Origin of the sequence: Streptomyces sp. NBC_00568 (genome assembly GCF_026341855.1) — a bacterium.
GTDB lineage: Bacteria > Actinomycetota > Actinomycetes > Streptomycetales > Streptomycetaceae > Streptomyces.
On the sequence record NZ_JAPENW010000001.1, the window covers coordinates 3,799,633 to 3,823,666 of the forward strand.

A 24,034-nucleotide genomic window follows, 5' to 3' on the forward strand; every position below is an offset into this window, starting at 1 on the left:
GGCTGCGGCACCCCGTATTCCGGGTCGCAAGCGGGCTCGGGATCACTTCGGGCGCCGTACCTGCACGGACCGTCCCCCGACAGTGGGGGTTTCAGTGGTTCGCATCCGAGTACTGGTCGTCGACGACCATCGCATCTTCGCCGAGTCGCTCGCCGCCGCTCTCGCGGCCGAGCCCGACGTCGACGTGTCCGCGGCGGGCAGCGGCCCCGCCGCGCTGCGCTGCCTCGAGCGCGCGGCGGCGGAAGGCCGCCGCTTCGACGTGCTGCTCGTCGACGCGGACCTGGGCGGCAATCTGCCCGGCATGCGTCCGGCGGTGCCCGTCCAGGAAAGCAACGAGGACGGCCTGGTGGACGGCATCTCGCTCGTGGCCGGGGTGCGTTCCGGGCAGCCGAGCGTACGGATCGTCGTGCTGGCCGAGAAGGACGATCCGCGCCGTGCCGCGCTGGCCCTGCAGGCCGGGGCCTCGGGGTGGGTCGCCAAGGACTGCTCGCTGTCGCGGCTGCTCACCGTCATACGGGGTGTGCTGCGCGACGAGACCCATCTGCCCCCCGCCCTGCTCACGGGGGTGCTCCGGGAGCTCACCGCCGCGCGCAAGCACCGGACCGAGAGCGAGCGGCTCGTCGAGTCGCTGACGCCCCGGGAGCGTGAGGTGCTGCGGTGCATGGTCGCCGGACTGGGGCGCAAGGCGGTGGCCGAGCGGCTGTTCCTCTCGCCGCACACCGTCCGCACGCATATGCAGAACGTCCTCGGGAAGCTCGGGGTGCACTCCACCCTCGCCGCCGTGGCACTGGCCAGGCGCGCCGGGGTCGGGCCCGTCGACCTAACCGGGGATGTTGTCGAACGGGGCGGTCAACTGGCGTAGCAGTCCGGCCAGTTCACCGCGCTGAGCCCTGCTCAGTTCCGCGAGGATCGCCCGCTCCTGATCGAGCAGACCGGCCAGCGCCTGGTCGGCGCGGTCGCGTCCCTCGTCCGTGAGACGCACGAGCACGCCCCTGCGGTCGCTCGGGTCCGGGAGGCGCTCCACCAGGCCCTTCTTGGTCAGGCGGTCGATGCGGTTCGTCATCGTGCCCGAGGTGACAAGCGTCTGGGTGAGCAGCTGTCCGGGGGAGAGCTGATACGGGGATCCCGCGCGCCGCAGCGCCGTCAGGACGTCGAACTCCCAGGGCTCCAGGCTGTGCTCGGCGAACGCCAGCCGGCGCGCGCGGTCCAGGTGCCGGGCCAGCCTGCTCACCCGGCTGAGCACCTCGAGCGGTTCCACGTCGAGGTCCGGGCGCTCCCGGCGCCACGCAGCGACCAGCCGATCGACCTCGTCCTCCATGACGATCAGTGTAGTGGTTGTGTCGACATGAAGTCTCTTGATGTGGAGTCTCTTGACGTCAAGAGACTTTGTCTGTGAGGCTGGAGATCCAGAACGGTCCGGCCACCGCCGCCCCTTTTGCGGTCCGCGACCTCTCCGGCGACTTCCGAGGAGACCACCCATGGCTGCCGCAACCACCCCCACCTGGGACCCCGGCCAGTATCTGCGCCACTCCCGGCACCGGGCCCGCCCCTTCGCCGACCTCCTCGCCCAGGTCCCGGAACTCCCCGGCGACCCGGCCCGCATCGCCGACCTCGGCTGCGGTCCCGGCAACGTCACCACCCAGCTCGCCGCCCGCTGGCCCACCGCCCGCATCACCGGCTACGACAACTCCGCCGAGATGCTCGCCCGGACCGAGGAACACGCCGGCCCCACGGCCGGCGGCGGACGGCTCGACTTCGCCCACGCCGACCTCACCGACTGGGCCCCCACCGAGACGTACGACCTGATCGCCTCGAACGCCGCCCTCCAGTGGGTGCCGGGACACCTGGAGTCGCTCCCCGGCTGGCTCGACGCCCTCGCGCCCGGCGGCACCCTCGCCTTCCAGATGCCCCACAACATCGACGCCCCGCTGCACGTCCTGATGCGCGAACTCGCCGCCTCCGCCCGCTGGAAGGACCTCCTCGGCGACGCCCTGCGCCCCACCGACTCGGTCCACGACCCGCTCGTCTACTTGGACCGGCTCGAGGCCCTCGGCTGCGCGACGGACGTCTGGGAGACGACGTACATGCAACTGCTGACCGGGCAGGACGCGGTGCTCGACTGGGTGAAGGGCACCGGACTGCGGCCCGTTCTGACCGCCCTCGCGGACGACCCCGAGGCCCGGGACGCCTTCGTCGCCGCATACCGGGACCTGCTGCGCGACGCCTACCCGGCGCAGCCCTACGGCACGGTGCTGCCGTTCCGCCGACTGTTCGCCGTGGCCCGGAAGAAGGCCTGATGCTCGCCGCCGTCGACCACGTCCAGCTCGCCGCCCCACCGGGCTCCGAGGACCGCCTGCGCGCGTACTACTCAGACGCCCTCGGAATGACCGAGATGCCCAAGCCACCCGTCCTCGCCGCCCGCGGCGGCTGCTGGTTCCGGGCCGGAGCCGTCCAGCTGCACCTGGGGATCGAGACCGGCTTCCGGCCCGCGAAGAAGGCCCACCCCGGACTGCGCGTCACCGGCATCGACGCCTTCGCCGCGCGGATCGCCGCGACCGGCGCACCCGCCATCTGGGACGACGCCCTGCCCGGCCACCGGCGCTTCTACTCCGAGGACCCCGTCGGCAACCGCCTCGAATTCCTGGAACCGCTCCCCGGCCCGGACTGAGCCGGGGCGGGAAGCGACAGCGGCGGGGCGCTAAGCCTTGCGATGCCCGATCAACCGCGGCTTCGGCTCCAGCCCGTCCAGGCCGTGCCACGCCAGATTCACCAGGTGCGCGGCCACCTCCGCCTTACGCGGCTTGCGGACGTCCAGCCACCACTGGCCCGTCAGCGCGACCATGCCCACCAGGGCCTGGGCGTACAGCGGAGCCAGCTTCGAGTCGAAGCCGCGGCTCTTGAACTCGCGGCCCAGGATGTCCTCCACCTGGGTGGCGATGTCCGAGATGAGCGACGCGAAGGACCCCGTCGACTGAGGGATCGGGGAATCGCGCACCAGGATGCGGAAACCGTCCGTGTACTCCTCGATGTAGTCGAGGAGGGCGAACGCGGCCTGCTCGCACAGCTCGCGCGGGTGGCCCGCCGTCAGCGAACTGGTCACCATGTCCAGCAGCCGGCGCATCTCGCGGTCCACCACCACCGCGTACAGACCCTCCTTGCCGCCGAAGTGCTCATAGACCACCGGTTTGGAGACGCCGGCCTTCGCCGCGATCTCCTCCACCGACGTGCCCTCGAACCCCTTGGCCGCGAACAGGGTGCGGCCGATCTCCAGCAGCTGCTGACGGCGCTCGGCGCCGGTCATGCGGGTGCGGCGCGCACGCCGCGGCTTCTCATTGCTGCTCGGGGTGCTGCTGGAGTCGGTCGCCACGCCGTCAATCATGCCGCTTCAGCGGTTTCCGTCTTGCCTCGGGAGCCGTTCCCGTCGGCGTTCCGGCGGGAATCGATACGAGAGCGTGACGGCCAGCGCACGTCGTACGCCCAGCCGAGCTGCTCGCACCAGCGGATGATCCGGGCCGACGAGTCGATCTGGCCCCGGTCCACACCGTGCCGGGCGGACGTCGGGTCGGCGTGATGCAGGTTGTGCCAGGACTCGCCGCACGAGAGCACGGCCAGCCACCACACGTTGCCCGAGCGGTCACGCGACTTGAACGGGTGCTTGCCGACCGCGTGGCAGATCGAGTTGATCGACCAGGTCACATGGTGCAGCAGGGCCACCCGGACCAGGGATCCCCAGAAGAATCCGGTGAACGCGCCCCACCACGACATCGTCACCAGACCGCCGATCAGCGGCGGCAGAGCCAGCGAGAGCAGCGTCCAGAGAATGAACTGACGCGAGATCGCACGGATCACCGGGTCCTTGACCAGATCCGGCGCGTACTTCTCCTGCGGAGTCCGCTCCTCGTCGAACATCCAGCCGATGTGCGCCCACCACAGGCCCTTCATCAGCGCCGGAACCGTCTCGCCGTAACGCCACGGCGAATGCGGGTCACCGTCCGCGTCGGAGAACTTGTGGTGCTTGCGGTGGTCGGCGACCCAGCGCACGAGAGGGCCCTCGACCGCCATGGACCCCGCGATCGCGATCGCGATCCGCAAGGGACGCTTCGCCTTGAAGGAACCATGCGTGAAGTAGCGGTGGTAGCCGATCGTGATGCCGTGGCAGCCCAGATAGTAGAAGAAGACCATCAGGCCGAGATCCAGCCAGCTCACTCCCCATCCCCAGACCAGCGGCACAGCCGCCAGCAGCGCGAGGAACGGAACGGCGATGAAGAGAAGGAGCGTGATCTGTTCGAGTGACCCCTTCTTCTCCCCGCCGAGCGTGGCGGCGGGCAGCCGGGTGTCGTCGTTGTCCGCCTGCGGGGCGTCGTCGATCACATCGGAACTCGTGGTCATGGGCGTCCCCTGTGGGGTTCGAGGGTGAGGAAGCGTGGGGAAGAGTGACCGGGTGCGGCCCCCGGAGTTCCCCCGTCGTCCGACGGGAATCCCTACGGGTCCGTAACCTACGGCGTCGTAAGTATGTCAGCGCGTCGCCCGGCGGCAAGAGCCCGAGAGCTGCGCGTCCGCGAGGACACCTATCCTTGGAGTCGGTCGGACAGCGCGGTCCGTTCTGATTTCTTCCCGGATGCCACCTCCCTAAGCGGCACCCGCCGCGCGCGGTCGCCACCCGGGTTCCCTCCCAGACGAGCTTCAGACGAGATTCCCCACTCTTCAGACGAGCTTCAACACTGCAAGGAGCCGCACCTGTGAGCAGTGCCGACGACCAGACCACGACCACCAGCAGCGAGCTGCGCGCCGACATCCGCCGCCTGGGCGATCTGCTCGGTGAGACCCTCGTTCGGCAGGAGGGCCCCGAGCTCCTGGAACTGGTCGAGAAGGTCCGCCGCCTGACCCGCGAAGACGGCGAGGCCGCCGCCGACCTGCTGCGCGGCACCGAACTGGAGACCGCCGCCAAGCTGGTCCGCGCCTTCTCGACGTACTTCCACCTCGCCAACGTCACCGAGCAGGTGCACCGCGGCCGCGAGCTGCGCGCCAAGCGCGCCGCCGAGGGCAGCCTCCTCGCCCGTACGGCCGACCGGCTCAAGGACGCCGACCCCGAGCACCTGCGCCAGACGGTCAAGAACCTCAACGTCCGCCCGGTGTTCACCGCCCACCCCACCGAGGCGGCCCGGCGTTCGGTCCTCAACAAGCTGCGGCGCATCGCCGCGCTCCTGGAGACCCCGGTCATCGAGGCCGACCGCCGCCGCTACGACACCCGCCTCGCCGAGAACATCGACCTGGTGTGGCAGACCGACGAGCTCCGGGTCGTCCGCCCCGAGCCCGCCGACGAGGCCCGCAACGCCATCTACTACCTGGACGAGCTGCACGCCGGCGCCGTCGGCGACGTCCTCGAGGACCTCACCGCCGAACTCGAGCGCGTCGGCGTCGTCCTCCCGGACGAGACCCGGCCCCTCACCTTCGGCACCTGGATCGGCGGCGACCGCGACGGCAACCCGAACGTCACCCCCGACGTCACCTGGGACGTCCTGATCCTCCAGCACGAGCACGGCATCAACGACGCCCTGGAACTCATCGACGAACTCCGCGGCTTCCTGTCGAACTCCATCCGCTACACGGGCGCCACGGAGGACCTGCTGGAATCCCTCCAGAGCGACCTGGAGCGCCTGCCGGAGATCAGCCCCCGCTACAAGCGCCTCAACGCCGAGGAGCCCTACCGCCTCAAGGCCACCTGCGTCCGGCAGAAGCTGGAGAACACCAAGCAGCGCCTGGCCAAGGGCACGCCCCACGAGGACGGCCGCGACTACCTCGGCACCGCCGAACTGCTCCGCGACCTCACCCTCATCCAGACCTCGCTGCGCGAGCACCGCGGCGGCCTGATCGCCGACGGCCGGATGAACCGCACCATCCGCACCCTCGCGGCGTTCGGCCTCCAGCTCGCCACCATGGACGTACGCGAGCACGCGGACGCCCACCACCACGCCCTCGGCCAGCTCTTCGACCGCCTCGGCGAGGAGTCGTGGCGCTACGTGGACATGCCGCGCGACTACCGCGCGAAGCTCCTCGCCAAGGAACTGCGGTCCCGTCGCCCCCTCGGCCCGACCCCCGCGCCGCTCGACGCCGCCGGCCAGAAGACCCTCGGCGTCTTCGAGACCGTCAAGAGGGCCCTGAAGATCTTCGGGCCCGAGGTCATCGAGTCGTACATCATCTCGATGTGCCAGGGCGCCGACGACGTCTTCGCCGCCGCCGTCCTCGCCCGCGAGGCCGGACTGCTCGACCTGCACGCCGGCTGGGCGAAGATCGGCATCGTCCCGCTCCTGGAGACCACCGACGAGCTCAAGGCCGCGGACACGATCCTCGAGGACATGCTCTCCGACCCCTCGTACCGCCGCCTCGTGGCGCTGCGCGGGGACGTCCAGGAGGTCATGCTCGGCTACTCCGACTCCTCCAAGTTCGGCGGCATCACCACCTCGCAGTGGGAGATCCACCGCGCCCAGCGCCGCCTGCGCGACGTCGCCCACCGCTACGGCGTACGCCTGCGCCTCTTCCACGGCCGCGGCGGCACCGTCGGCCGCGGCGGCGGCCCCTCGCACGACGCGATCCTCGCGCAGCCCTGGGGCACCCTGGAGGGCGAGATCAAGGTGACCGAGCAGGGCGAGGTCATCTCCGACAAGTACCTGGTCCCCTCGCTCGCCCGCGAGAACCTCGAACTGACGGTCGCCGCGACCCTCCAGGCGTCCGCCCTGCACACCGCGCCCCGCCAGTCCGACGAGGCGCTGGCCCGCTGGGACGCGGCGATGGACGTCGTCTCCGACGCCGCGCACTCCGCCTACCGGCGGCTCGTCGAGGACCCCGACCTGCCGACGTACTTCCTCGCCTCCACACCGGTCGACCAGCTCGCCGACCTGCACCTGGGCTCGCGGCCCTCCCGCCGCCCCGGCTCGGGCGTCTCGCTCGACGGACTGCGCGCCATCCCGTGGGTCTTCGGCTGGACCCAGTCCCGGCAGATCGTGCCCGGCTGGTTCGGCGTCGGCTCCGGCCTCAAGGCACTGCGCGAGGCCGGCCTTGACACCGTGCTCGACGAGATGCACGAGCAGTGGCACTTCTTCCGGAACTTCCTCTCGAACGTCGAGATGACCCTCGCGAAGACCGATCTGCGGATCGCCCGCCACTACGTCGACACCCTCGTCCCCGACGAGCTCAAGCACGTGTTCGCACTCATCGAGGCCGAGCACGAGCTCACCGTGCGCGAGGTGCTGCGCATCACCGGCGGCGACAAGCTGCTCGACTCCAACCCGGTGCTCCAGCAGACCTTCGCCATCCGCGACGCCTACCTGGACCCGATCTCCTACCTCCAGGTCGCCCTCCTCAAGCGCCAGCGCGACGAGGCGGCGGCCGGCCAGGACCCGGACCCGCTGCTCTCGCGGGCCCTGCTCCTGACGGTCAACGGTGTCGCGGCGGGACTGCGCAACACCGGCTGAGCATGAGAGAAGGCGCCCTCCGCACTCGTACCCGTACGAGCGCGGAGGGCGCCTTCACGCCTGGAGGGGCCACGCGAGGCATGCCTACAGGGCCACGAAGGTGAGTGTCAGCAGCGCGAGCCCCGTCCCCGCCATCAGCCACGCCGTCCGCGTCAGCCGCAGACCGCCCGCGACCACCACCGAGGCCAGCAGCAGAGCGCCAGCCAGAGGGACCCAGGCATAGAGCAGACCGGCCGGACCACTGCGCACCACCTCGTCGCTGCCCGGCTTCACCGTGACCGTGTACGTCCGGCCCTTCTTCACCGCCACCGACTGCTCGATGACCACCCGGGCCCGCACCCGCGAACCGTGCGACGCAGGCGTGTACGGCCCCGTGCACGCCCCGTCCGAGCACGCCGTCACCACGATCGTGCCGTGCTCCCGGCCCTTGCCCAGCATCACGTGCTGCGCGGTGCCCCAGGAGGCCCAGACACCCGCGATCAGGATGAGCCCGGTCACCACACCCATCGCCGCGAGCTGCCCGAAACGCAGCGCCGCGAACGCGCTCTGACTGGAGGTGACGGCACGCATGGCGGGGATCATTGGCCATGGCCGCGCGCTCGGTCAACCCCGACGGGGGACAAGTCGGCAGTTGTACGCGTACATCGCCCCTCAGGAGTTGTACGTGCCCTGAGCCCGCTCCAGACCCTCGATCACCAGACACTCCACCGCGTCCGCCGCCCGGTCCACGAAGTAGTCCAGCTCCTTGCGCTCGGCCGACGCGAAGTCCTTCAGCACGAAATCCGCGACCTGCATACGCCCCGGAGGGCGCCCGATACCGAACCGCACCCGGTGATACTCCGCGCCCATCGCCTTCGTCATGGACTTCAGCCCGTTGTGGCCGTTGTCGCCGCCGCCCAGCTTCAGCCGCAGCACGCCGTAGTCGATGTCGAGCTCGTCATGGACCGCCACGATGTTCGCCGTCGGAACCTTGTAGAAGTCCCGCAGCGCGGTCACCGGACCACCCGACAGGTTCATGTACGACATCGGCTTGGCCAGGATCACCCGGCGGTTCCCCGGACCGGGCGGCCCGATCCGCCCCTCGATCACCTGAGCCTGCGCCTTGCCCGCCCGCTTGAACTTCCCGCCCACCCGCTCCGCCAGCAGATCGGCCACCATGAAGCCCACGTTGTGCCGGTTCATGGCGTACTCCGGGCCCGGGTTGCCGAGGCCCACGATCAGCCAGGGCGCGTTGGCGTCGGTCGTCACGTCCGTGTCTCCCATGTGTCCTTGATACGCGGCAGCCGCCGCCCCTGACAGGAGCGGCGGCTGACACAGATGAAGATTCCGGGGGGATCAGGCCTCGGCGGCCGCGTCGCCCTCGCCCTCGGCGGCCGGCTCCTCGGCCTGCGCCGACAGCACCTGGATGACGACCGCGTCCTCGTCGATCGCCAGCGTGGTGCCCTTGGGGAGCTTGATGTCCTTGGCGTGGATGGAGGCACCGGCCTCCAGGCCCGCGATGGAGACGGTGACCGATTCCGGGATGTGGGTGGCCTCGGCCTCGACCGTCAGGGTGTTCAGCACGTTCTCGACGAGGAAGCTGCCCGGGGCCAGCTCGCCCTCGGTCTGCACGAAGACCTCGACGGTGACCTTCTCGCCGCGCTTCACGAGGAGCAGGTCGACGTGCTCGAGGTGGCCCCTGATGGCGTCGCGCTGGACAGCCTTCGGGATCGCGAGCTCGGTCTTGCCGCCCAGGTCCAGGGAGAGCAGGACGTTCGGCGTACGCAGCGCGAGAAGCAGCTCGTGGCCCGGCAGCGTGATGTGGACCGGGTCCGTGCCGTGGCCGTAGACGACCGCGGGGACCTTGCTCTCGCGGCGGATGCGGCGGGCGGCGCCCTTGCCGAACTCCGTGCGGGACTCGGCGGCGAGCTTGACCTCGGACATGTTCACTCCTCGTAGATCTGGGGAAAGTGGTCACCCGGCCAAACCATCGGCCTGCTACGAAGAGCGCGTCGATAACGGACCGCCGCACAAAAAAGTGCGGCCTCCCTCGCCGAGCAACTTTGGCAGTCTACTCGGCAGGGAGGCCACACCCAAAAGGATCTCTACTGCTCCTCGAACAGGCTCGTCACCGAGCCGTCCTCGAAGACCTCACGCACCGCGTTCGCGATGGTCGGCGCGATCGACAGCACCGTGATCTTGTCGAGCTCCAGCTCGCCCGGCGTCGGCAGGGTGTCCGTGAAGATGAACTCGCTGACCTTGGAGTTCTTCAGACGGTCGGCCGCCGGACCGGAGAGCACACCGTGCGTGGCCGTCACGATGACGTCCTCCGCGCCGTGCGCGAACAGCGCGTCGGCGGCGGCGCAGATGGTGCCACCGGTGTCGATCATGTCGTCGACGAGCACACAGACGCGGCCCTTCACGTCACCGACCACCTCGTGGACGGTGACCTGGTTCGCGACGTCCTTGTCGCGGCGCTTGTGCACGATCGCCAGCGGAGCGTCGAGACGGTCGCACCAGCGGTCGGCCACACGCACCCGGCCGGCGTCCGGGGACACGACCGTGAGCTTGGACTTGTCGACCTTGGCGCCCACGTAGTCGGCGAGGATCGGCAGCGCGAACAGGTGGTCCACCGGGCCGTCGAAGAAGCCCTGGATCTGGTCCGTGTGCAGATCGACCGTGAGGATGCGGTCCGCGCCGGCCGTCGCCATCAGGTCGGCGACAAGACGCGCCGAGATCGGTTCACGTCCGCGGTGCTTCTTGTCCTGACGGGCGTAACCGTAGAAGGGCACGATCACCGTGATGCTCCGAGCGGAGGCCCGCTTCAGAGCGTCGATCATGATCAGCTGCTCCATGATCCACTTGTTGATGGGAGCCGTGTGGCTCTGCATCAGGAAGCAGTCGGCGCCGCGGGCGGACTCCTGATAGCGAATGTAGATCTCGCCGTTCGCGAAGTCGAAGGCCTTCGTCGGGACAACCCCGACACCCAGCTTGTGGGCGACCTCCTCGGCAAGCTCGGGGTGGGCGCGGCCGGAGAAGAACATCATCTTCTTCTCGCCGGTCGTCTTGATCCCGGTCACAGCACTGTCTCCTCAGAGGTCTTCTCAGTGGGCATGAGAGTCTTCTCAGCTGGGTTGCGAGAGGGCGTCTCAGCTGGGTGCGGGTGTGCACTTATCACGGTACGCCGTCCCAGACGCACCGCTTTCCGGTCAGCCTTCGCTTTCCGTCACCCGGGAAGCCGTCTCCGCGGCCTTCGCCGCCGCGCTTCCCGGACGCTTGCGAGCCACCCAGCCCTCGATATTCCTTTGCTGGCCACGGGCCACGGCCAGCGAGCCGGGCGGCACATCCTTGGTGATGACCGAGCCCGCCGCGGTGTACGCGCCGTCCCCGACCGTGACAGGAGCCACAAACATGTTGTCCGAACCCGTACGGCAGTGCGAGCCGATCGTCGTGTGGTGCTTGTCCTGCCCGTCATAGTTCACGAAGACACTGGCGGCACCGATGTTCGAGTACTCGCCGATCGTCGCGTCACCCACGTACGACAGGTGCGGGATCTTCGTGCCCTCGCCGATCGTGGCGTTCTTCGTCTCGACGTACGTACCGACCTTGGCCTTCAGACCGATCCGCGTGCCAGGACGCAGGTAGGCGAACGGGCCGACCTTCGCCTGCGGACCCACCTCGGCGGTGTCGGCCACGGTGTTGTCGACGCGGGCACCGGCACCCACCCGGGTGTCCTTCAGGCGGCAGTTGGGCCCCACCTCGGCGCCCTCGGCGACATGCGTGGCGCCCTGGAGCTGCGTCCCGGGGTGGACGATCGCGTCCTGCTCGAAGGTGACCGTCACATCGACCCAGGTCGTCGCCGGGTCGATGACGCTGACGCCGGCCAGCATGGCCGCGGTGAGCAGCCGGTCGTTCAGGATGCGGCGCGCCTCGGCGAGCTGCACGCGGTTGTTGATGCCGGCGATCTCGCGGTGGTCGGCGGCGACGGCCGCACCGACGCGGTGCCCGGCCTCGCGCAGGATGCCGAGAACGTCCGTCAGGTACTCCTCGCCCTGGCTGTTGTCCGTGCGGACCTTGCCGAGCGCGTCCGCGAGCAGCTGCCCGTCGAAGGCGAAGACACCCGAGTTGATCTCACGGATCGCGCGCTGTGAATCGCTCGCGTCCTTGTGCTCGACGATCGCGGTGACCGCGCCGCTGGCGCCGTCCCGCACGATGCGGCCGTAACCGGTGGCGTCGGGGACCTCGGCGGTCAGCACGGTGACGGCGTTGCCGTCGGCGGCGTGGGTCGAGGCGAGCGCGCGCAGGGTCTCGCCGCTGAGCAGGGGGGTGTCGCCGCAGACCACCACGACGGTGCCGTCCACACGGTCGCCGAGCTCCTCGAGGCCCATCCGTACGGCGTGCCCGGTGCCGTTCTGCTCGGCCTGCACCGCGGTCCGGACGCCCGGGTCGATCTCCGCGAGGTGCGCGACGACCTTCTCGCGGGCGTGCCCCACGACGACGACCAGGTTCTCGGGGTCCAACTCGCGTGCGGCGGCGAGTACATGACCGACGAGGGAGCGTCCGCAGATGTCGTGCAGGACCTTGGGTGTGGCCGATTTCATACGGGTGCCCTCACCCGCTGCGAGAACGACGACGGCTGCCGGGCGATTGGCGCTCACGGGGTATGCCCTTCGGCTTCGGATGACTGGGGTGTGGACATCCGCAGGATACCGGGGCGAATCAGGAGGGACATGAGAGTGGGCCCTGACAGTGCTGTCAGGGCCCGAACCAAGGCCTTGTGTGCTGTGGCTCCCCCGCAAGGATTCGAACCTTGTCCTACTAGTACCAAAAACTAGTGTGCTGCCAGTTACACCACGGGGGATGGCCCTTGAGACCTTACCCGAGTCGGGTCTGGGTCTGGGCCACGATTCTGCCCCACCAGCCTTCGATGCGGCAGTACAACTCGGCTCCTTGCAGAACCCGCACGACGAGGCAGCCGCGGTACGCGGCGCCGACGTTCTTGCGGACGGTTCTGGGGTTGTGCTTCTTGAGCGTCGTCGACTGGAGGGCGGTGGCGTTGATGCCGACGAGGTCGGCCCAGTACCGCTCGGCGGCGGCCACATCCGCGGTCTCATGGATCATGACGCGGAAGCGCAGCCGTTCTCGTGGCACGTCCAGCAGATCCAGCCACGCGAGGTATACCTGAATCACGCCGGGATCGCTGTTGATGAAGACGACGGATTCCCGGCGTTGGTACGGTTTGCTCTTCTGTCCCTCGGCCCAGTAGAGGGCAACTCCGGCCATGAACAGTTCCCGGTCGGACAGTTCTCCGATGGACTCTGCGGCCTGCCGCTTGGTTTTCTCACGTTCCTGATCCTGCTCGGCGCGTAGCCGCGCGAGCCCCGCGTTCATGCGGGCTCGCTGTTCTTCCGGGGTGCAGCGGGGTGCCGGACGGGGCAGATCCCGTACCCAGAGCGACACGGAACTCTTCGAGCAGCCCAGTTCCGTCTGGATCTCGTTGTACGTCCAGCCCTGTCCCCGAAGCTCACGTGCCCTTTCTCGCAGGGCGTCCTTCGCGTTCGGGCGCTTCGTCCACTCCGGGGGCGGCTCGCCCGCGACAAGGCGTTGCAGGGTCTCCTTGTTGTGGACCTGAAGTTCGTCCCGGATCTGCCGGAGGCTGAGTCCCGCCCGGCGCAGCGTGATCGCTTGTTCGCGCAAGGTTTCGAAATCCGCGTACTTGCTCGGTGAATGTGTCATGGGCATACCGTCCGGCCGGAATGCGGGCTTCCGGGGTCGAACGGTGATCGATTCAGCAGTTCGAGGTATATCGGTTGGTTTCGCTTCTGTTCGAGGGTGGGGTGTGGTGTAGGCCAGTAGCAGAAACTCACCGGAAATGGGCCGGGGGGCGACCGTAGGCTGGAGCCATGACCACGACGGGGGAAGAGCACACCGCGGCCGGGACCGGGCCGTGGTGGTGGGTCGGATGGCGGAGTGCGGTGCTGGACGCGGGGCTGGCTCTGGCGTCCGCGGTCGAGTGCGGCGCCGAAGGGGTTCGGTTCGCGCACGACGCGGGACTGCCCGTTCCGGTGGGCGTCGGGTTCGGGATGATCGCCGGGTCCGTGCTGCTGGTGCGGAGGAAGTGGCCGATCGCGGTCGTCCTGGTGTCCATCGCGATCACGCCCGCCCAGATGGGTTACCTGATGGGACTGGTCGGGCTGTACACGCTCGCCGCGTCCGAGCTGCCGCGGCGCATCATCGCGGCGCTGGCGGGGATGTCCTTCGCCGGCATGCTGATCGTCACGTTCGTCCGGGCGCACCAGAGCGTGGTGCGCGGGGATGTGCCGATGGGGGACTGGCTGGTCCCGTTCGCCTCGATCACGACGGCGATCGGGATGACGGCGCCGCCGGTGCTGCTCGGGTTGTACATGGGGGCCCGGCGGCGGTTGATGGAGAGCCTGCGGGAGCGGGCGGACTCGCTGGAGCGGGAGTTGCAGCTGCTCGCGGAGCGGGCGGAGGAGCGGGCGGAGTGGGCGCGGAACGAGGAGCGCACCCGGATCGCGCGCGAGATGCACGACGTCGTCGCGCATCGGGTCTCTCTGATGGTCGTGCACGCGGCGGCCCTGCAGGCGATCGCCCGGAAGGATCCCGAGAAGGCCGTGAAGAACGCCGCGCTGGTGGGGGACATGGGCCGGCAGGCGCTCACGGAGCTGCGGGAGATGCTGGGGGTGCTGCGTACCGGGGACGGGCTGGGGGCGCGGGTGCCGTCGGTGCCGCTGGCGGCGGTGGGGGCGGCCGCGGCCGCGGCGGCGTCGCGGGCCGCGGACGATTTCGGGGCCGGTGAGGGGCCGTCTCTGGCGGAGATCGATGAGCTGATCGGGCAGTCGGCCGCGGCGGGGATGGTCGTGGATCTGTCGGTCGAGGGGGACACGCGTGCGTACGCCCAGGAGATCGAGCAGACCGCCTACCGGGTGGTGCAGGAGGCGTTGACGAACGTCCACAAGCACGCGGCGGGGGCGAAGACGTACGTCCGGGTGGCGCATCGGGTGTCCGAGATCGCGATGCAGGTGGAGAACGAGTGTCCGCCGGAGGTGGGGGCGGGGTCGTCCGTGCGGTTGCCCAGTGGGGGGAACGGGTTGCTGGGGATGAAGGAGCGGGTGGCCGCGTTGGGGGGCGTGTTCGTGTCGGGGCCCACGGATGCGGGTGGGTTTCGGGTGTCGGCGGTGATACCGGCGTAGCCGCCGGGGTTCTCCCGGGTGCGGGTGCCTCTGTGGTCCCGGGTGCGGGGTCCGGTTCGGTTCGTGCGGGCCGGTGGGTGGGGCCGAGTGCGGGCCGGTGGGTGGGTCGGGGCCGTGCCGGTACATCCCAGTCCGTCGCCGCTGGATCAGACGTGGGCTACCTGTGCGAACTGCTGCTCGATCCGAACGTAAGCGACGGACATAGGGATGTACCGCCACGGCCCCTCCCGCCGCATCCCGGCTGCGGGTGCAAGATCCAGCCCCTCCGGCGTTTGAGGAGCGGGGTCTGGGGCGGAGCCCCAGGGGTGGGTCGGGTAGGGGCGGAGGGGGCGAAGGAAGGGCTGGGGCCGTCAGGTGGAGGTGAGGCGGGTGGGGGCTGTGCCGGTGAGGAGGGTGGTGATGGCGGCGTCGATGTGGGGGCCGAGGAACCAGTCGCCGGTGTGGTCCAGGGTGTAGACCCGGCCCTCGGCGTCGATGGCGAGCAGGGCGTGGGAGTCGGACTCCTCGCCGAGGGGGCAGACCTCCGTGTCGAGGGCGCGGCCGAGGTCGCCGAGGGTGCGGGCCATGTGCAGCCCGTGCAGGGGGTCGAGATGGAGCAGGGCGGGGGCGAGCTGGCGCCCGGGCCCCGTGGCGCCGACGCGCAGACCCCCGAACTCCGCCCATGCCTCGACCGCCGCGGGGAACACGGCGTGCCGGTGTCCGGCCGGCGACGCGTGTCCGCGCAGCGCGTCGGCCCAGTACTCGGCCTGCTTTATGTCCCAGCGTCCGGGCTGCCATCCGGCGGTGCGCAGTGCGGCGTCCACGGGTTCGGAGAAGCGTGACGTGGGTGCCCCCTGCCCGGGTGGAGAGGGGAGCTTGGTGGAGGAGCGGTCGGAGTGCATCTGCCCTTCGTTCGTCGAGGGATGGGACATCGGCGTCGCGGGACGCCGTCAGAGGTACGTGTGCGGGGACGGGGGAGTTCAGGCGTCCGGTGCCGCCGGGTCGACGATGCGTACGCCGAAGTGGTCGCTGAGCGCTGTGCAGGAGCGGCAGGGCGCGGCGAAGCTGCCGTGCAGCGGGTCGCCGTCCTCGCGGATGCGGCGCGCGGTGAGCTTGGCCTGCTTGAGGGCTTTGCGGGCCTCGCCGTTGGTCATCGGTTTGCGGGCCGCGCGCTTGCTGCGTTCGGCGTCGATGGTGGCGATGTGCCGGGAGATCAGGATGGCCTCGGCGCAGCGGCCGGTGAAGCGGTCGCGTTGTGCGTTCGTGAGGGTGTCGAGGAAGTCCTGGACGAGCGGGTGAAGGGCGGGGGGCTGGTCGCCGCGGGCGGCGGTGCCGGTGAGGGTGGCGCCGCGGACGGAGAGGGCGGCGGCGACGGTGGGGAGTATGCCGTCGCGGCGGTGCAGCAGGATGGGGGCGTGGGTCGCCTCGGTGCTGCTCCAGCCGACCCGGGGGTCCCCGGACGTGCCCGTATGCGTCGCATTCATGATCATTTTTCCCTCCCATGCATCCCCCGGTGCGGAGACAGACTGCCAAATGCCGTGGCGGGAGCGGAAGCTGGGGCGCCGCGACACGCCAGGTCTTCGGCTTACGGTCACGGCGGGGTGACGGCAGGTCACGGAACCGGAGGCCCGGTGACCGGTGTCGTACAACCGAATAGGCTGTCGACATCCGCGATCCATCCAGCTACTGAGAACGCCGCAGGGGGCAACCGCCATGACGACAGGTCGGCTCGGGCAGCAAGCCGCGCCGCCGAACGCGGCCTACGCCGGGCAAGTCGTGCACTTCCCGGATCCGGTCCGGGCCGCCCGCCACCCCAGAGGTGTGCGGATCGACGAGCGCGGCTATCCCGACTTCTCGCTCTACGCGCGCGGCGCTGCGGAGATCGCCGAGCCCCCTGAGGGTTTCGGCGTCGACGAGTTGCGGTTGACGGATTACGTCTCCGCGAACGCCGCTCTCGCCGCGTCGGGGCACGAGCTGTGGGACACGATTCCGTCGGTGGCGACGCCGCACGGCTGGACGTGGCATCACGTGGCGGGTACCCGGCGGCTGGAGTTGGTGCCCGTCGAGGTGAAGGCGTTGCTGCGGCATCACGGTGGTGTCGCGACCACGGCTGTCGACCATTCGAAGCGGGGGACGCGGCCGTTGCAGGAGACGCGGCCCGCGCACTTCGGGCTGCCGAGGTCGTCGGTCGCGGTGACGGAGCAGCAGGTGCTGGGGGTCGAGGAGGATCTCGGCTACCGGCTGCCGGGTGCCTATCGGTCGTTCCTGAAGGCGGCGGGCGGCTGCGCGCCGGTCGGCGCGGCGCTCGACGCCGAGCTGGGGCTGCTGGTGGACCAGCCGTTCTTCACCGTGCGCGACGAGGCCGCCGTCAATGACCTCGTGTATGTCAACAAGTGTCTGCGCGACCATCTGACCAAGGATTACCTGGGTGTCGGGTTCGTGCAGGGCGGTCTGCTGGCCGTGAAGGTGAAGGGCGACGCGATCGGTTCGGTCTGGTTCTGCGCGTTCGACGACGCCCGTGACCAGGACGCCTGGCCGCCGGCCGAGCGGGTGCAGCGGCTGCTGCTGCCGTGCGGTGACGACTTCGACCAGTTCCTGTCCCGGCTGGCCGGCAATCCGCCGGAGCTGGAGACGGTGGCGAATCTGATGGTGGACGGCGGTTTCGCGTACGCCGTGCCCGTCTCTTCGGTGTCTTCGGCGTCTTCGGTGGGGGAGTGAGGTTGCGATGGTGACCTTCGCGCAGGCGCAGGAGCGCGCGGAAGAGTGGATCAACGGGGATGTGCCCGGGTATCAGCACCGTGAGGTGCGGGTGCGCGAGTTCGAACTCGGGTTCGTCGTGTGGGCGGAGGACCGTGCCGAGGGGCCGCGTTCCGACGGGGGCGGGCAGCGGCTCGTCATCGCGCGGGACAGCGGGGAGGCCACGCTGTGGCCCGCGCTGCCGGTGGGTGAGGTCATCCGCCGGTACGAGGAGGAGTACGGGGTGCCGGACGGGCCCCCGGAACCGGCGCCGGCGCCCGCGGCCCGGGTCGACCTGAATCAGACGTCGTTCCTGCTGAGTCCTCCGGAGTGGTTGCAGGAGGCCGCGGACCGGATGGGGATTCCGGACCGGCGCACGGGCTCGGGATCGTCTCCCTCCGACGGGGAGGGATCCCGTCCGGCCGCCGCTTCGAACGGAGCTTCCGGGAGCGGGAGTTCGCTTCCGGGTGCGCCGGGAGACGCGGGGGCGCACGCGGTGCCGTCCGCTCCCTTCTCGGCCACTCCCGCGCCGGGTGTGCCGTCGGCTCCCGGTGGGGCCACGCCGTGGCCGGCCGCCGCGACCGACGACGACGTGGTCCCGGTTCCGCAGGACGCGCGGCCCGACGTACCCGCGGACGCGACCCCGTGGGCGGGGACGGACACGAACGGCGATGCCGGGGACGACCGTTCCGTACCGCTGCCGGCGACCGTGTTCGCGCCGCAGCTGACGGATGTCGGCGACTCCGACACCCCGCCGCCCGCCGCGGCACCGGACGCCAAGACCGCCCTGATCTCCGGGGGCAGCCAGCTTCCGCGTACGACGCTGTCCCCCGTGGCCGGCGACCCGAACTCTCCCGCGCCGTCCGGTGCTTCGCAGGGCCATGGCCTGCCCGGCGGTCCGCCGCCCGCGCAGGGGACCGGTGCCCACCAGGGCACACCGCCGCCCGGTGCGCCTTCGTACGGCTATCCGCAGGGTCCGGGCGCGGGTCCGGGGACGCCTCCGCCCGGTGCGCCCGTTCCCGGTGGCCCGCAGGGGACGCCTCCTCCGGGAGCGTCCGGGTACGGCTTCCCCCAGGGGCCCGGCACGCCGCCGCCGGCTCCGGGTGCCCCCGGTACGCCGCCGCCCCCCGCGCCTTCGCGCCCGCTGCCGCCCAACGCCGGTGACATCGCCGACGCCGCGACCAGCAAGGCGCAGGCGCCGCCCCGCGGGGCCCGCGGGGGCGGGGCGAGTGCTCCGCATCCGCCGAGCGCCCCCGGGGTGCCGGGTGCGCGGCCGGGCAGCACGCCTCCGCCGTCCGGGCCGGGTGCTCCGGGTGCGTCCGCGGGCGGCTATGTGCCGACGCAGCTGGTTTCGCAGCTCGGGCCGGACGGGCCCGACGGTGCCCCGGGTGCGCCCGGTACCCCTGACGCTCCCCGGCCTCCCGGCGCCACGCCGCCGGGCGGTGGGGTCCACCACGCCGCGACGATGCTCGCGGGTCCCTCGGTGGGCGGTCCCGGTGCGCCGCAGCCTCCGGGTGCCCCTGGCGCGCCGTGGCAGCAGGGCGCTCCCGCCGGCCCGAACCCGCCGGGCGCTACGCCTCCGGGTGAGGTGCACCACGCCGCGACCATGCTGGCGGGTCCCTCGGTGGGCGGTCCCGGTGCGCCGCAGCCTCCGGGTGCCCCTGGCGCGCCCGGTGCGCCCCAGCCTCCCGGGGGCACGCCTCCGGGTGGGGTGCACCATGCCGCGACGATGCTGGCGGGGCCTTCCGTCGGGGGTCCGGGTGCGCCGCAGCCTCCGCAGGCTCCCGGTGTGCCGCCGGGCGTGCCTCAGCCGATGCCCGGCCAGCCGATGCCGGGGCAGCAGCCGCCGGCCTACGGCTATCCGCAGGCCGGGCTGCCGACCGTCGGGCCCGGCTACCAGGCCGTGTTGCGCTACCGGGCGCACGACGGGTCGGAGCAGCAGCTGATCCGGCGGTCCGCGCCGGGCACGCCGCATCCGGAGTGGCAGATCCTGCACGAGCTGCGCGCGATGAACGTGCCGCCGCAGCAGGTGCTGGAGCTGCACACGGAGTTGGAGTCCTGTGAGCTGCCGGGCGCGTACTGCGCGCGGATGATCAGGGAGACCTTCCCGCAGGCTCGGATCACGAGCATCGCGCCGTACGGCACGGACCACGCGAGCCGGCAGCAGGGGATGCATCAGCTCCTCGCGCACCAGGGCGAGTTGCACCAGGTGGCGGACGGCCCGGCGCGTCCGGCACCGGTACGGGCGCCGATTCCGCCGGTGCAGCCCGCGCCGCCGATCCCGCCGGAGGCGATCGGGCAGGAGCTGGCGGCGGCGTTCGGGCCGGGGCTGTTCCGGTTCGACCAGGCGGCCGTGTCGCGGCAGGGGGTGCCCAACATCGTGGCGCACACCCTGGTCGTGGCCGGACTGCCGGTCGACATGGGGCCGTTCTTCTGGGCGCAGGCCCAGCCGGGCCGTCCGGTGCCGACGCTCGCCGAGCTGGCGCAGGAGCGTGGCGTGGCGGCCGCCCCGGACGCGGGTTCCTACCTCGTCATGGGCAGCGACTTCGGCAAGGCGATCTGTGTCCAGTACGGGACGGCGAACATCGTCGCCGTGCCGGTGGAGGCCGGTCCCGGGGGTGGGCCGGTGCCGCCGCAGTTCGTGAACACCGGACTGCCCGAGTTCGCGCGCTGTCTCGCGCTGCTCGGCCGGATGTGGCGGCTGAGGTTCGGCCTCAACCAGGAGCAGGCGGGCCGCTGGACCGTCGACTTCCAGGCGCAGCTCGCCGCGCTCGACCCGGCGGCGCTCGGTTCCCCGGAGAGCTGGTGGTCGGTCCTGCTGGAGGAGATGTGGGACGGGCTGCTCTAGGACCTGTCCCGGCCGCGGTCCGGTAGGAGAGCGGCGGGACGGCCAGGACGACGGCAGGACGGATGAGGCGCTCGACCCGCGTGACGGGTCGGGCGCCTCGTCCGTGTGCGCGGCGCGTGCGGCCCGTACACCGTCGAAGGCCGCGCGCGGCCCGTACACCGTCGAAGGTGGCGTCGAGCGGGACCGTACGAAGGGTCGGACCGTGTTTCTCCGGGTGTCGTTCCGGCATCGCGCTTCGGGCCTCTGACCTCAAATGACTCGCCTGGGATCCATCTCTGGCCGAACGGGTGGGCGGAGTGTCGCGTTATGAACACTTCCGTGCGATCCATCAAGATGTGCGCGAAATCGTCTTTTCGTGTGTGTCGGGCGGAGAGGGGTCCAAGGATGAGCAGCACATCGGTGTCGCCGCACGGCTTCGTGGCCGTACGGGGGCGCGGCTACCGTCCCGAGCAGGTCGACGCGTACGCCGCGGCGCTCTCCCGGGACCGCGACGCCGCGTGGGAGCGGGCCGCCCGGCTCACCGTGCTGGCGAAGGACATGGAGGCGGAGTCGGAGCGGTTGAGGGAGGCCGTGACACGGCTCGCGCCGCAGACGTACGAGGAACTCGGCGAGCGGGCGCGGCGGATCTTCCAGCTCGGCGAGGAGGAGGCCGAGGCCCTGCGGGACGAGGCGCGGCGGGAGGCCCGGGCGGCCGTGGAGGAGGCCGAGGCCGCGGGGCGCGAGGTGCGGGAGGCCGCGCGGGCGTACGCCGACGAGGTGCACGCAGAGGCCGAGGAGCGGGCCCGGCAGCGGCTGCTCGCCGCGCGCGGTGAGGCCGACGAGGTACGGATCTCCGCGCGGCGGGACGTCAAGGAGAACCGGGGAGAGGTGCTGGCCGCGCTGCGCGAGGTGCGCGGGCGCACGGAGGCGCTGCTCACCGGTCAGGACAAGGAGCACACGGCGCGCTGGGCGGAGGCCGAGCGGGCCGCCGCCGAGCGCGAGGCCGCGTTCGACGCGCACCAGGCCGAACGCGTGGCGCGCGCCGAGGAGTCGGCCGCCGAGGCCGAGCGGGCCCTCGCCGAGGCCGCGGAGTCGGACCGCCACCGGCAGGAGGACGCGGCGGCGCGGGCCGCCGAGCTGCTCGCCGAAGCCCGGGTCCAGGAGGAGCGGATCGCCCGGGAGACCGAGCGGGTGCTGCGGGAGCACGGGGAGCGGTGGGACGACGTACGGGCCCATATGGACCACGTACGCAGCAGTCTCACGTCGCTCACGGGGCGGGCTCCCGCGGAGTAGTGAGCGGGTCTCCGCCAGTCAGCGTCCTCTGCGCACCGCCCCCGCCAGGATCCATCCCTCCACCGCCTCGTACTGCTTGCGCTGTTCCTCCGCCTTGCGGCGGCCCGAGGCCACCGTTCCGAGCCACCCGTAGGCGAACCCCAGCGGGATCGACACGAGGCCGGTCGTGGTGAACGGGAACCAGTTGAAGTCGGCGTCCGGGAACGCGGCGGCGGGGGAGCCGGAGACGAGGTTGGTGCCGGGCATGAGGAGGAGGACCGTGAGGGTGCCGCCGATGAGGGTGGCGAGGAGGCCGGTGCGGGTGTAGCGGCGCCAGAAGAGGCTGTAGACCAGCGCGGGCGCGATCGCGGAGGCTCCGATGCAGAAGGACAGGGTGACCAGGGGCTGCAGGCTGCGGTGCTGGGCGAGGGTGGCGAGCAGGATGGCCGGCGCCCCCACGGCCAGCGCCGAGATGCGGGCGAGGAGCATCTCGCGGCGCGGTGACATGCGGTCGTCGTGGCGGCGGCCCCGGAAGAGCCGGCTGTGCGCGAACACGTCGTGGGCGAGGGAGTTGGCGCAGGCCAGGATCATCCCGGCGACGGAGGCGAGCAGGGTCAGGAAGATCGCTGTCGTCACGGTGGTGAACAGGAGCGTCTCGGCCGTGGAGACGGACGCGCCGAAGACGGCCTTGGAGCCCAGCAGATAGGCCGTGTTGCCCTGGGGATCGGCCGCGGCGATCACGTCGCGGCCGACCATGGCCGTGGCGCCGAACCCGATGACGCTGATGATCAGCACGAACAGCGCCACGCACGGCACCGCCCAGGACAGGGACCGGCGCACCTGGCGGGCGCTGTCCGCCGTGTACATGCGCATGGTGATGTGGGGGAGGCAGGCGCCGCCGAGGACGACCGTCAGCTCCGAGGTGATCATGTCCAGGCGGGGGCTGGAGCCGCCGGTGAACTGGAGTCCCGAGTGGAGGAAGGCGGGGCCCACGCCGCTGTTCCCGGCGGCGGCGTCGAGGAGCGCGCCGGGGTTCCAGTCGAAGCGCTGCAGGACGAGCACGGCGACCACCGCGCCCGAGCCGAGCAGCATCACGATCTTCAGGATCTGGATGAGGGCGGTGCCCTTCATGCCGCCGATCGCCGCGTAGCTGATCATCAGCGCGCCGAGGCCGATGACGCAGCCGGTCTTGAGGGAGTCGTTGGAGAAGCCGAGGATGAAGGCCAGCAGGTCGCCCGCGCCCGCCAGTTGGACCAGCATCAGCGGCAGCAGCGCCACGATGGTCACCGCGCAGGCCGTGTTGCGGACGGCGCGGCCCGGTGTCCGGCGCGCGAGCGCGTCGCCCATGGTGAACCGGCCCGCGTTGCGCAGCGGTTCGGCCAGCAGGAACATCAGCAGCATCAGGGACAGGGCCGTGCTGAGGGCGAGGACGACGCCGTCGTAGCCGGCCAGCGCGATGACGCCGCCGGTGCCGAGCACGGTCGCCGCGGAGATGTAGTCCCCGGCGATGGCGAGGCCGTTGCGCATCGGTGAGAGCGATCCGTAGCCGGTGTAGAACTCGTCGAGGTCGTCACGGTCCGGGCCGGTCATCACGCACAGCAGCAGGGTGATCGTGGCCACGGCCGTGAACGCCACGAGTGACATGGTCTGCGCGGAAGTGCTGAACCCCGTCATCGTGCGGTCCCTCGCTTCGCTTCCAGTTCTGCCTGCTTGCGGAGCCGGTCCGCGATCGGGTCGACGCGTCGGCGCGCGGTGTGCTCGTACAGTCCGATGGCCAGGCAGGTGACGGGGACCTGGAGCAGACCGAGCAGCAGGCCGGTCGACAGTCCGCCGGACACCGTGCTCGTCATCAGTGCCGGCGCGAAGGCCGACAGGAGGAGGAAGACGGTGAAGTAGCCGAGCGCGGTGAGGGTCGCGACGCGCCGCTGCCAGCGGTAGGCGCCGCGCAGGAGCCTGATGTCGCTGTGCCGGCCGAGCGGTTGGTGACGCGGCATGCGCGGTGGCGCGGGCGCGGGCGGCCGGGGCTGGGGCTGCCAGGGGTAGGTCAGCCGGGAGGGGGCGGGGCCGGGCGCCGGATATCCGGGTTGCTGGGGCTGCTGGGTGTACGGCGGGTACGGGGGGTTCCGCGGGACCTGCTGCGGCGGGTACTGCGGGGCTTGCTGTGGCGGGTACTGCGGCTGGTGCGGGCGCTGCTGACGTGGCCTTGGGTGCTCGGGGGACGAGAACGCGTCGGGCATCCCGGTTCTCCTTGCGTGGCTCGGGTCCGGTGCGGGACCGCAGGGAGCGGGGGGTGAGCAGCGCACGCTACTCGTAGGTAGCAGGGACGCGCGAGCGTTTCACCAAACTGGGCGGTCGGTACGCGCTTACTTCGTTGACCTGGAGTGTTACCCGCGTTTACCTGTGGAGTTCCCCTGGAGTTCGCGTGGGGGAAGGGAGTGGCCGCGGTGACCGATGGGTGGTCTTCGTACCGCGGTCGGTCCGCGGGAGCGCGCCGAGGACGCGCGAGGCGTCGGGGTGCCGTCGGAAGCGGGCGTGCCGCCGGCTCGTGAGCCGGT

At 71.1% G+C, this 24,034-nt stretch carries 21 protein-coding genes and 1 tRNA gene; 8 read left to right on the forward strand and 14 right to left on the reverse strand.

From position 1 onward, the window contains the following. The first annotated feature begins 94 nt into the window (after positions 1-94). Complete coding sequence (locus OOK38_RS16640) at positions 95-862, forward strand: response regulator transcription factor (RefSeq protein WP_261703947.1); 768 nt, start codon at positions 95-97, stop codon at positions 860-862. Here the strand turns inward: OOK38_RS16640 and tamR are convergent. Continuing rightward, positions 821-1,318 (reverse strand): MarR family transcriptional regulator TamR, encoded by a 498-nt coding sequence (tamR, locus tag OOK38_RS16645; RefSeq protein WP_266759625.1) that lies wholly within the window; start codon positions 1,316-1,318, stop codon positions 821-823. The two genes, OOK38_RS16640 and tamR, sit on opposite strands and share 42 nt — an antisense overlap. Positions 1,319-1,478: 160 nt before the next feature. Here tamR and OOK38_RS16650 point away from each other — a divergent pair, with 160 nt between their 5' ends. Both OOK38_RS16650 and OOK38_RS16655 read left to right on the forward strand, forming a co-directional pair. After that, positions 1,479-2,297 carry a trans-aconitate 2-methyltransferase gene (locus OOK38_RS16650; RefSeq protein WP_266759623.1) on the forward strand — a complete coding sequence of 273 codons (819 nt, stop codon included), beginning with the start codon at positions 1,479-1,481 and terminating at the stop codon, positions 2,295-2,297. After that, positions 2,297-2,668 carry a VOC family protein gene (locus OOK38_RS16655; protein WP_266759621.1) on the forward strand — a complete coding sequence of 124 codons (372 nt, stop codon included), beginning with the start codon at positions 2,297-2,299 and terminating at the stop codon, positions 2,666-2,668. The genes OOK38_RS16650 and OOK38_RS16655 overlap by 1 nt, the downstream gene beginning before the upstream one ends. Positions 2,669-2,698: 30 nt before the next feature. Here OOK38_RS16655 and OOK38_RS16660 read toward each other — a convergent pair whose 3' ends face one another. Continuing rightward, positions 2,699-3,379: a TetR/AcrR family transcriptional regulator gene (locus OOK38_RS16660; RefSeq protein ID WP_261703951.1), complete on the reverse strand. Its 681-nt coding sequence runs from the start codon at positions 3,377-3,379 to the stop codon at positions 2,699-2,701. After that, positions 3,376-4,389: a fatty acid desaturase gene (locus OOK38_RS16665; protein ID WP_266759618.1), complete on the reverse strand. Its 1,014-nt coding sequence runs from the start codon at positions 4,387-4,389 to the stop codon at positions 3,376-3,378. Before OOK38_RS16665 ends, OOK38_RS16660 begins: the two co-directional genes overlap by 4 nt. A 350-nt stretch (positions 4,390-4,739) precedes the next feature. Between OOK38_RS16665 and ppc the strand changes: the two genes are divergently transcribed. Beyond that, positions 4,740-7,472: a phosphoenolpyruvate carboxylase gene (gene ppc / locus OOK38_RS16670; RefSeq protein ID WP_266759616.1), complete on the forward strand. Its 2,733-nt coding sequence runs from the start codon at positions 4,740-4,742 to the stop codon at positions 7,470-7,472. A gap of 84 nt (positions 7,473-7,556) precedes the next feature. On the opposite strand, the gene OOK38_RS16675 is transcribed toward ppc, so the two are convergent. From OOK38_RS16675 to OOK38_RS16705, 7 genes are all read right to left on the reverse strand, one after another. After that, a complete protein-coding gene (locus OOK38_RS16675; protein WP_266759614.1) occupies positions 7,557-8,054 on the reverse strand; it encodes a hypothetical protein in 498 nt (165 codons plus the stop codon). A 69-nt stretch (positions 8,055-8,123) separates the two neighbouring features. After that, positions 8,124-8,735 carry an aminoacyl-tRNA hydrolase gene (gene pth / locus OOK38_RS16680; RefSeq protein ID WP_266759612.1) on the reverse strand — a complete coding sequence of 204 codons (612 nt, stop codon included), beginning with the start codon at positions 8,733-8,735 and terminating at the stop codon, positions 8,124-8,126. 72 nt (positions 8,736-8,807) lie between these two features. Continuing rightward, complete coding sequence (locus OOK38_RS16685) at positions 8,808-9,395, reverse strand: 50S ribosomal protein L25/general stress protein Ctc (protein ID WP_266759611.1); 588 nt, start codon at positions 9,393-9,395, stop codon at positions 8,808-8,810. 161 nt (positions 9,396-9,556) lie between these two features. Then, a complete protein-coding gene (locus tag OOK38_RS16690) occupies positions 9,557-10,531 on the reverse strand; it encodes a ribose-phosphate diphosphokinase (protein WP_266759609.1) in 975 nt (324 codons plus the stop codon). Between the two features lie 129 nt (positions 10,532-10,660). Then, positions 10,661-12,109, reverse strand: coding sequence for a bifunctional UDP-N-acetylglucosamine diphosphorylase/glucosamine-1-phosphate N-acetyltransferase GlmU (gene glmU, locus OOK38_RS16695; RefSeq protein WP_266759607.1), 1,449 nt, complete (start codon positions 12,107-12,109; stop codon positions 10,661-10,663). Positions 12,110-12,236: 127 nt separating this feature from the next. Then, positions 12,237-12,312: transfer RNA gene (locus OOK38_RS16700), tRNA-Gln, on the reverse strand. A gap of 14 nt (positions 12,313-12,326) precedes the next feature. Beyond that, a complete protein-coding gene (locus OOK38_RS16705; RefSeq protein WP_266759605.1) occupies positions 12,327-13,187 on the reverse strand; it encodes a hypothetical protein in 861 nt (286 codons plus the stop codon). A 167-nt stretch (positions 13,188-13,354) separates the two neighbouring features. Here OOK38_RS16705 and OOK38_RS16710 point away from each other — a divergent pair, with 167 nt between their 5' ends. Continuing rightward, complete coding sequence (locus OOK38_RS16710; protein WP_266759604.1) at positions 13,355-14,665, forward strand: sensor histidine kinase; 1,311 nt, start codon at positions 13,355-13,357, stop codon at positions 14,663-14,665. A gap of 350 nt (positions 14,666-15,015) precedes the next feature. Here the strand turns inward: OOK38_RS16710 and OOK38_RS16715 are convergent, their stop codons facing one another. Then, positions 15,016-15,546 carry an SUKH-3 domain-containing protein gene (locus tag OOK38_RS16715; protein WP_266759603.1) on the reverse strand — a complete coding sequence of 177 codons (531 nt, stop codon included), beginning with the start codon at positions 15,544-15,546 and terminating at the stop codon, positions 15,016-15,018. Between the two features lie 78 nt (positions 15,547-15,624). After that, positions 15,625-16,128: a YwqJ-related putative deaminase gene (locus tag OOK38_RS16720; RefSeq protein ID WP_266759602.1), complete on the reverse strand. Its 504-nt coding sequence runs from the start codon at positions 16,126-16,128 to the stop codon at positions 15,625-15,627. A 229-nt stretch (positions 16,129-16,357) separates the two neighbouring features. On the opposite strand from OOK38_RS16720, the gene OOK38_RS16725 reads away from it, so the two are divergent. The 3 genes from OOK38_RS16725 (at position 16,358) to OOK38_RS16735 (ending at position 21,500) form a co-directional block, all read left to right on the forward strand. After that, a complete protein-coding gene (locus OOK38_RS16725; protein ID WP_266759601.1) occupies positions 16,358-17,362 on the forward strand; it encodes an SMI1/KNR4 family protein in 1,005 nt (334 codons plus the stop codon). A gap of 7 nt (positions 17,363-17,369) precedes the next feature. Further along, the gene (locus tag OOK38_RS16730) at positions 17,370-20,228 is read left to right on the forward strand and encodes an SUKH-4 family immunity protein (RefSeq protein WP_266759600.1); all 2,859 of its coding nucleotides are present in this window, start codon (positions 17,370-17,372) and stop codon (positions 20,226-20,228) included. 384 nt (positions 20,229-20,612) lie between these two features. Further along, complete coding sequence (locus OOK38_RS16735) at positions 20,613-21,500, forward strand: cellulose-binding protein (protein ID WP_266759599.1); 888 nt, start codon at positions 20,613-20,615, stop codon at positions 21,498-21,500. Positions 21,501-21,518: 18 nt separating this feature from the next. Here the strand turns inward: OOK38_RS16735 and OOK38_RS16740 are convergent, their stop codons facing one another. Further along, positions 21,519-23,153 carry a cation acetate symporter gene (locus OOK38_RS16740; RefSeq protein WP_266759597.1) on the reverse strand — a complete coding sequence of 545 codons (1,635 nt, stop codon included), beginning with the start codon at positions 23,151-23,153 and terminating at the stop codon, positions 21,519-21,521. Then, positions 23,150-23,527: a DUF485 domain-containing protein gene (locus tag OOK38_RS16745; RefSeq protein WP_266765723.1), complete on the reverse strand. Its 378-nt coding sequence runs from the start codon at positions 23,525-23,527 to the stop codon at positions 23,150-23,152. The genes OOK38_RS16740 and OOK38_RS16745 overlap by 4 nt, the downstream gene beginning before the upstream one ends. Positions 23,528-24,034 lie beyond the last annotated feature (507 nt).

Coding starts and splice junctions, on each gene's coding strand:
- tamR (WP_266759625.1), bottom strand. CDS start 1,318: ATGGAGGACGAGGTCGATCGGCTGGTCGCTGCGTGGCGCCGGGAGCGC.
- OOK38_RS16650 (WP_266759623.1), top strand. CDS start 1,479: ATGGCTGCCGCAACCACCCCCACCTGGGACCCCGGCCAGTATCTGCGC.
- OOK38_RS16655 (WP_266759621.1), top strand. CDS start 2,297: ATGCTCGCCGCCGTCGACCACGTCCAGCTCGCCGCCCCACCGGGCTCC.
- OOK38_RS16660 (WP_261703951.1), bottom strand. CDS start 3,379: ATGATTGACGGCGTGGCGACCGACTCCAGCAGCACCCCGAGCAGCAAT.
- OOK38_RS16665 (WP_266759618.1), bottom strand. CDS start 4,389: ATGACCACGAGTTCCGATGTGATCGACGACGCCCCGCAGGCGGACAAC.
- OOK38_RS16675 (WP_266759614.1), bottom strand. CDS start 8,054: ATGATCCCCGCCATGCGTGCCGTCACCTCCAGTCAGAGCGCGTTCGCG.
- pth (WP_266759612.1), bottom strand. CDS start 8,735: ATGGGAGACACGGACGTGACGACCGACGCCAACGCGCCCTGGCTGATC.
- OOK38_RS16685 (WP_266759611.1), bottom strand. CDS start 9,395: ATGTCCGAGGTCAAGCTCGCCGCCGAGTCCCGCACGGAGTTCGGCAAG.
- OOK38_RS16705 (WP_266759605.1), bottom strand. CDS start 13,187: ATGACACATTCACCGAGCAAGTACGCGGATTTCGAAACCTTGCGCGAA.
- OOK38_RS16710 (WP_266759604.1), top strand. CDS start 13,355: ATGACCACGACGGGGGAAGAGCACACCGCGGCCGGGACCGGGCCGTGG.
- OOK38_RS16715 (WP_266759603.1), bottom strand. CDS start 15,546: ATGCACTCCGACCGCTCCTCCACCAAGCTCCCCTCTCCACCCGGGCAG.
- OOK38_RS16720 (WP_266759602.1), bottom strand. CDS start 16,128: ATGAATGCGACGCATACGGGCACGTCCGGGGACCCCCGGGTCGGCTGG.
- OOK38_RS16725 (WP_266759601.1), top strand. CDS start 16,358: ATGACGACAGGTCGGCTCGGGCAGCAAGCCGCGCCGCCGAACGCGGCC.
- OOK38_RS16730 (WP_266759600.1), top strand. CDS start 17,370: ATGGTGACCTTCGCGCAGGCGCAGGAGCGCGCGGAAGAGTGGATCAAC.
- OOK38_RS16735 (WP_266759599.1), top strand. CDS start 20,613: ATGAGCAGCACATCGGTGTCGCCGCACGGCTTCGTGGCCGTACGGGGG.
- OOK38_RS16740 (WP_266759597.1), bottom strand. CDS start 23,153: ATGACGGGGTTCAGCACTTCCGCGCAGACCATGTCACTCGTGGCGTTC.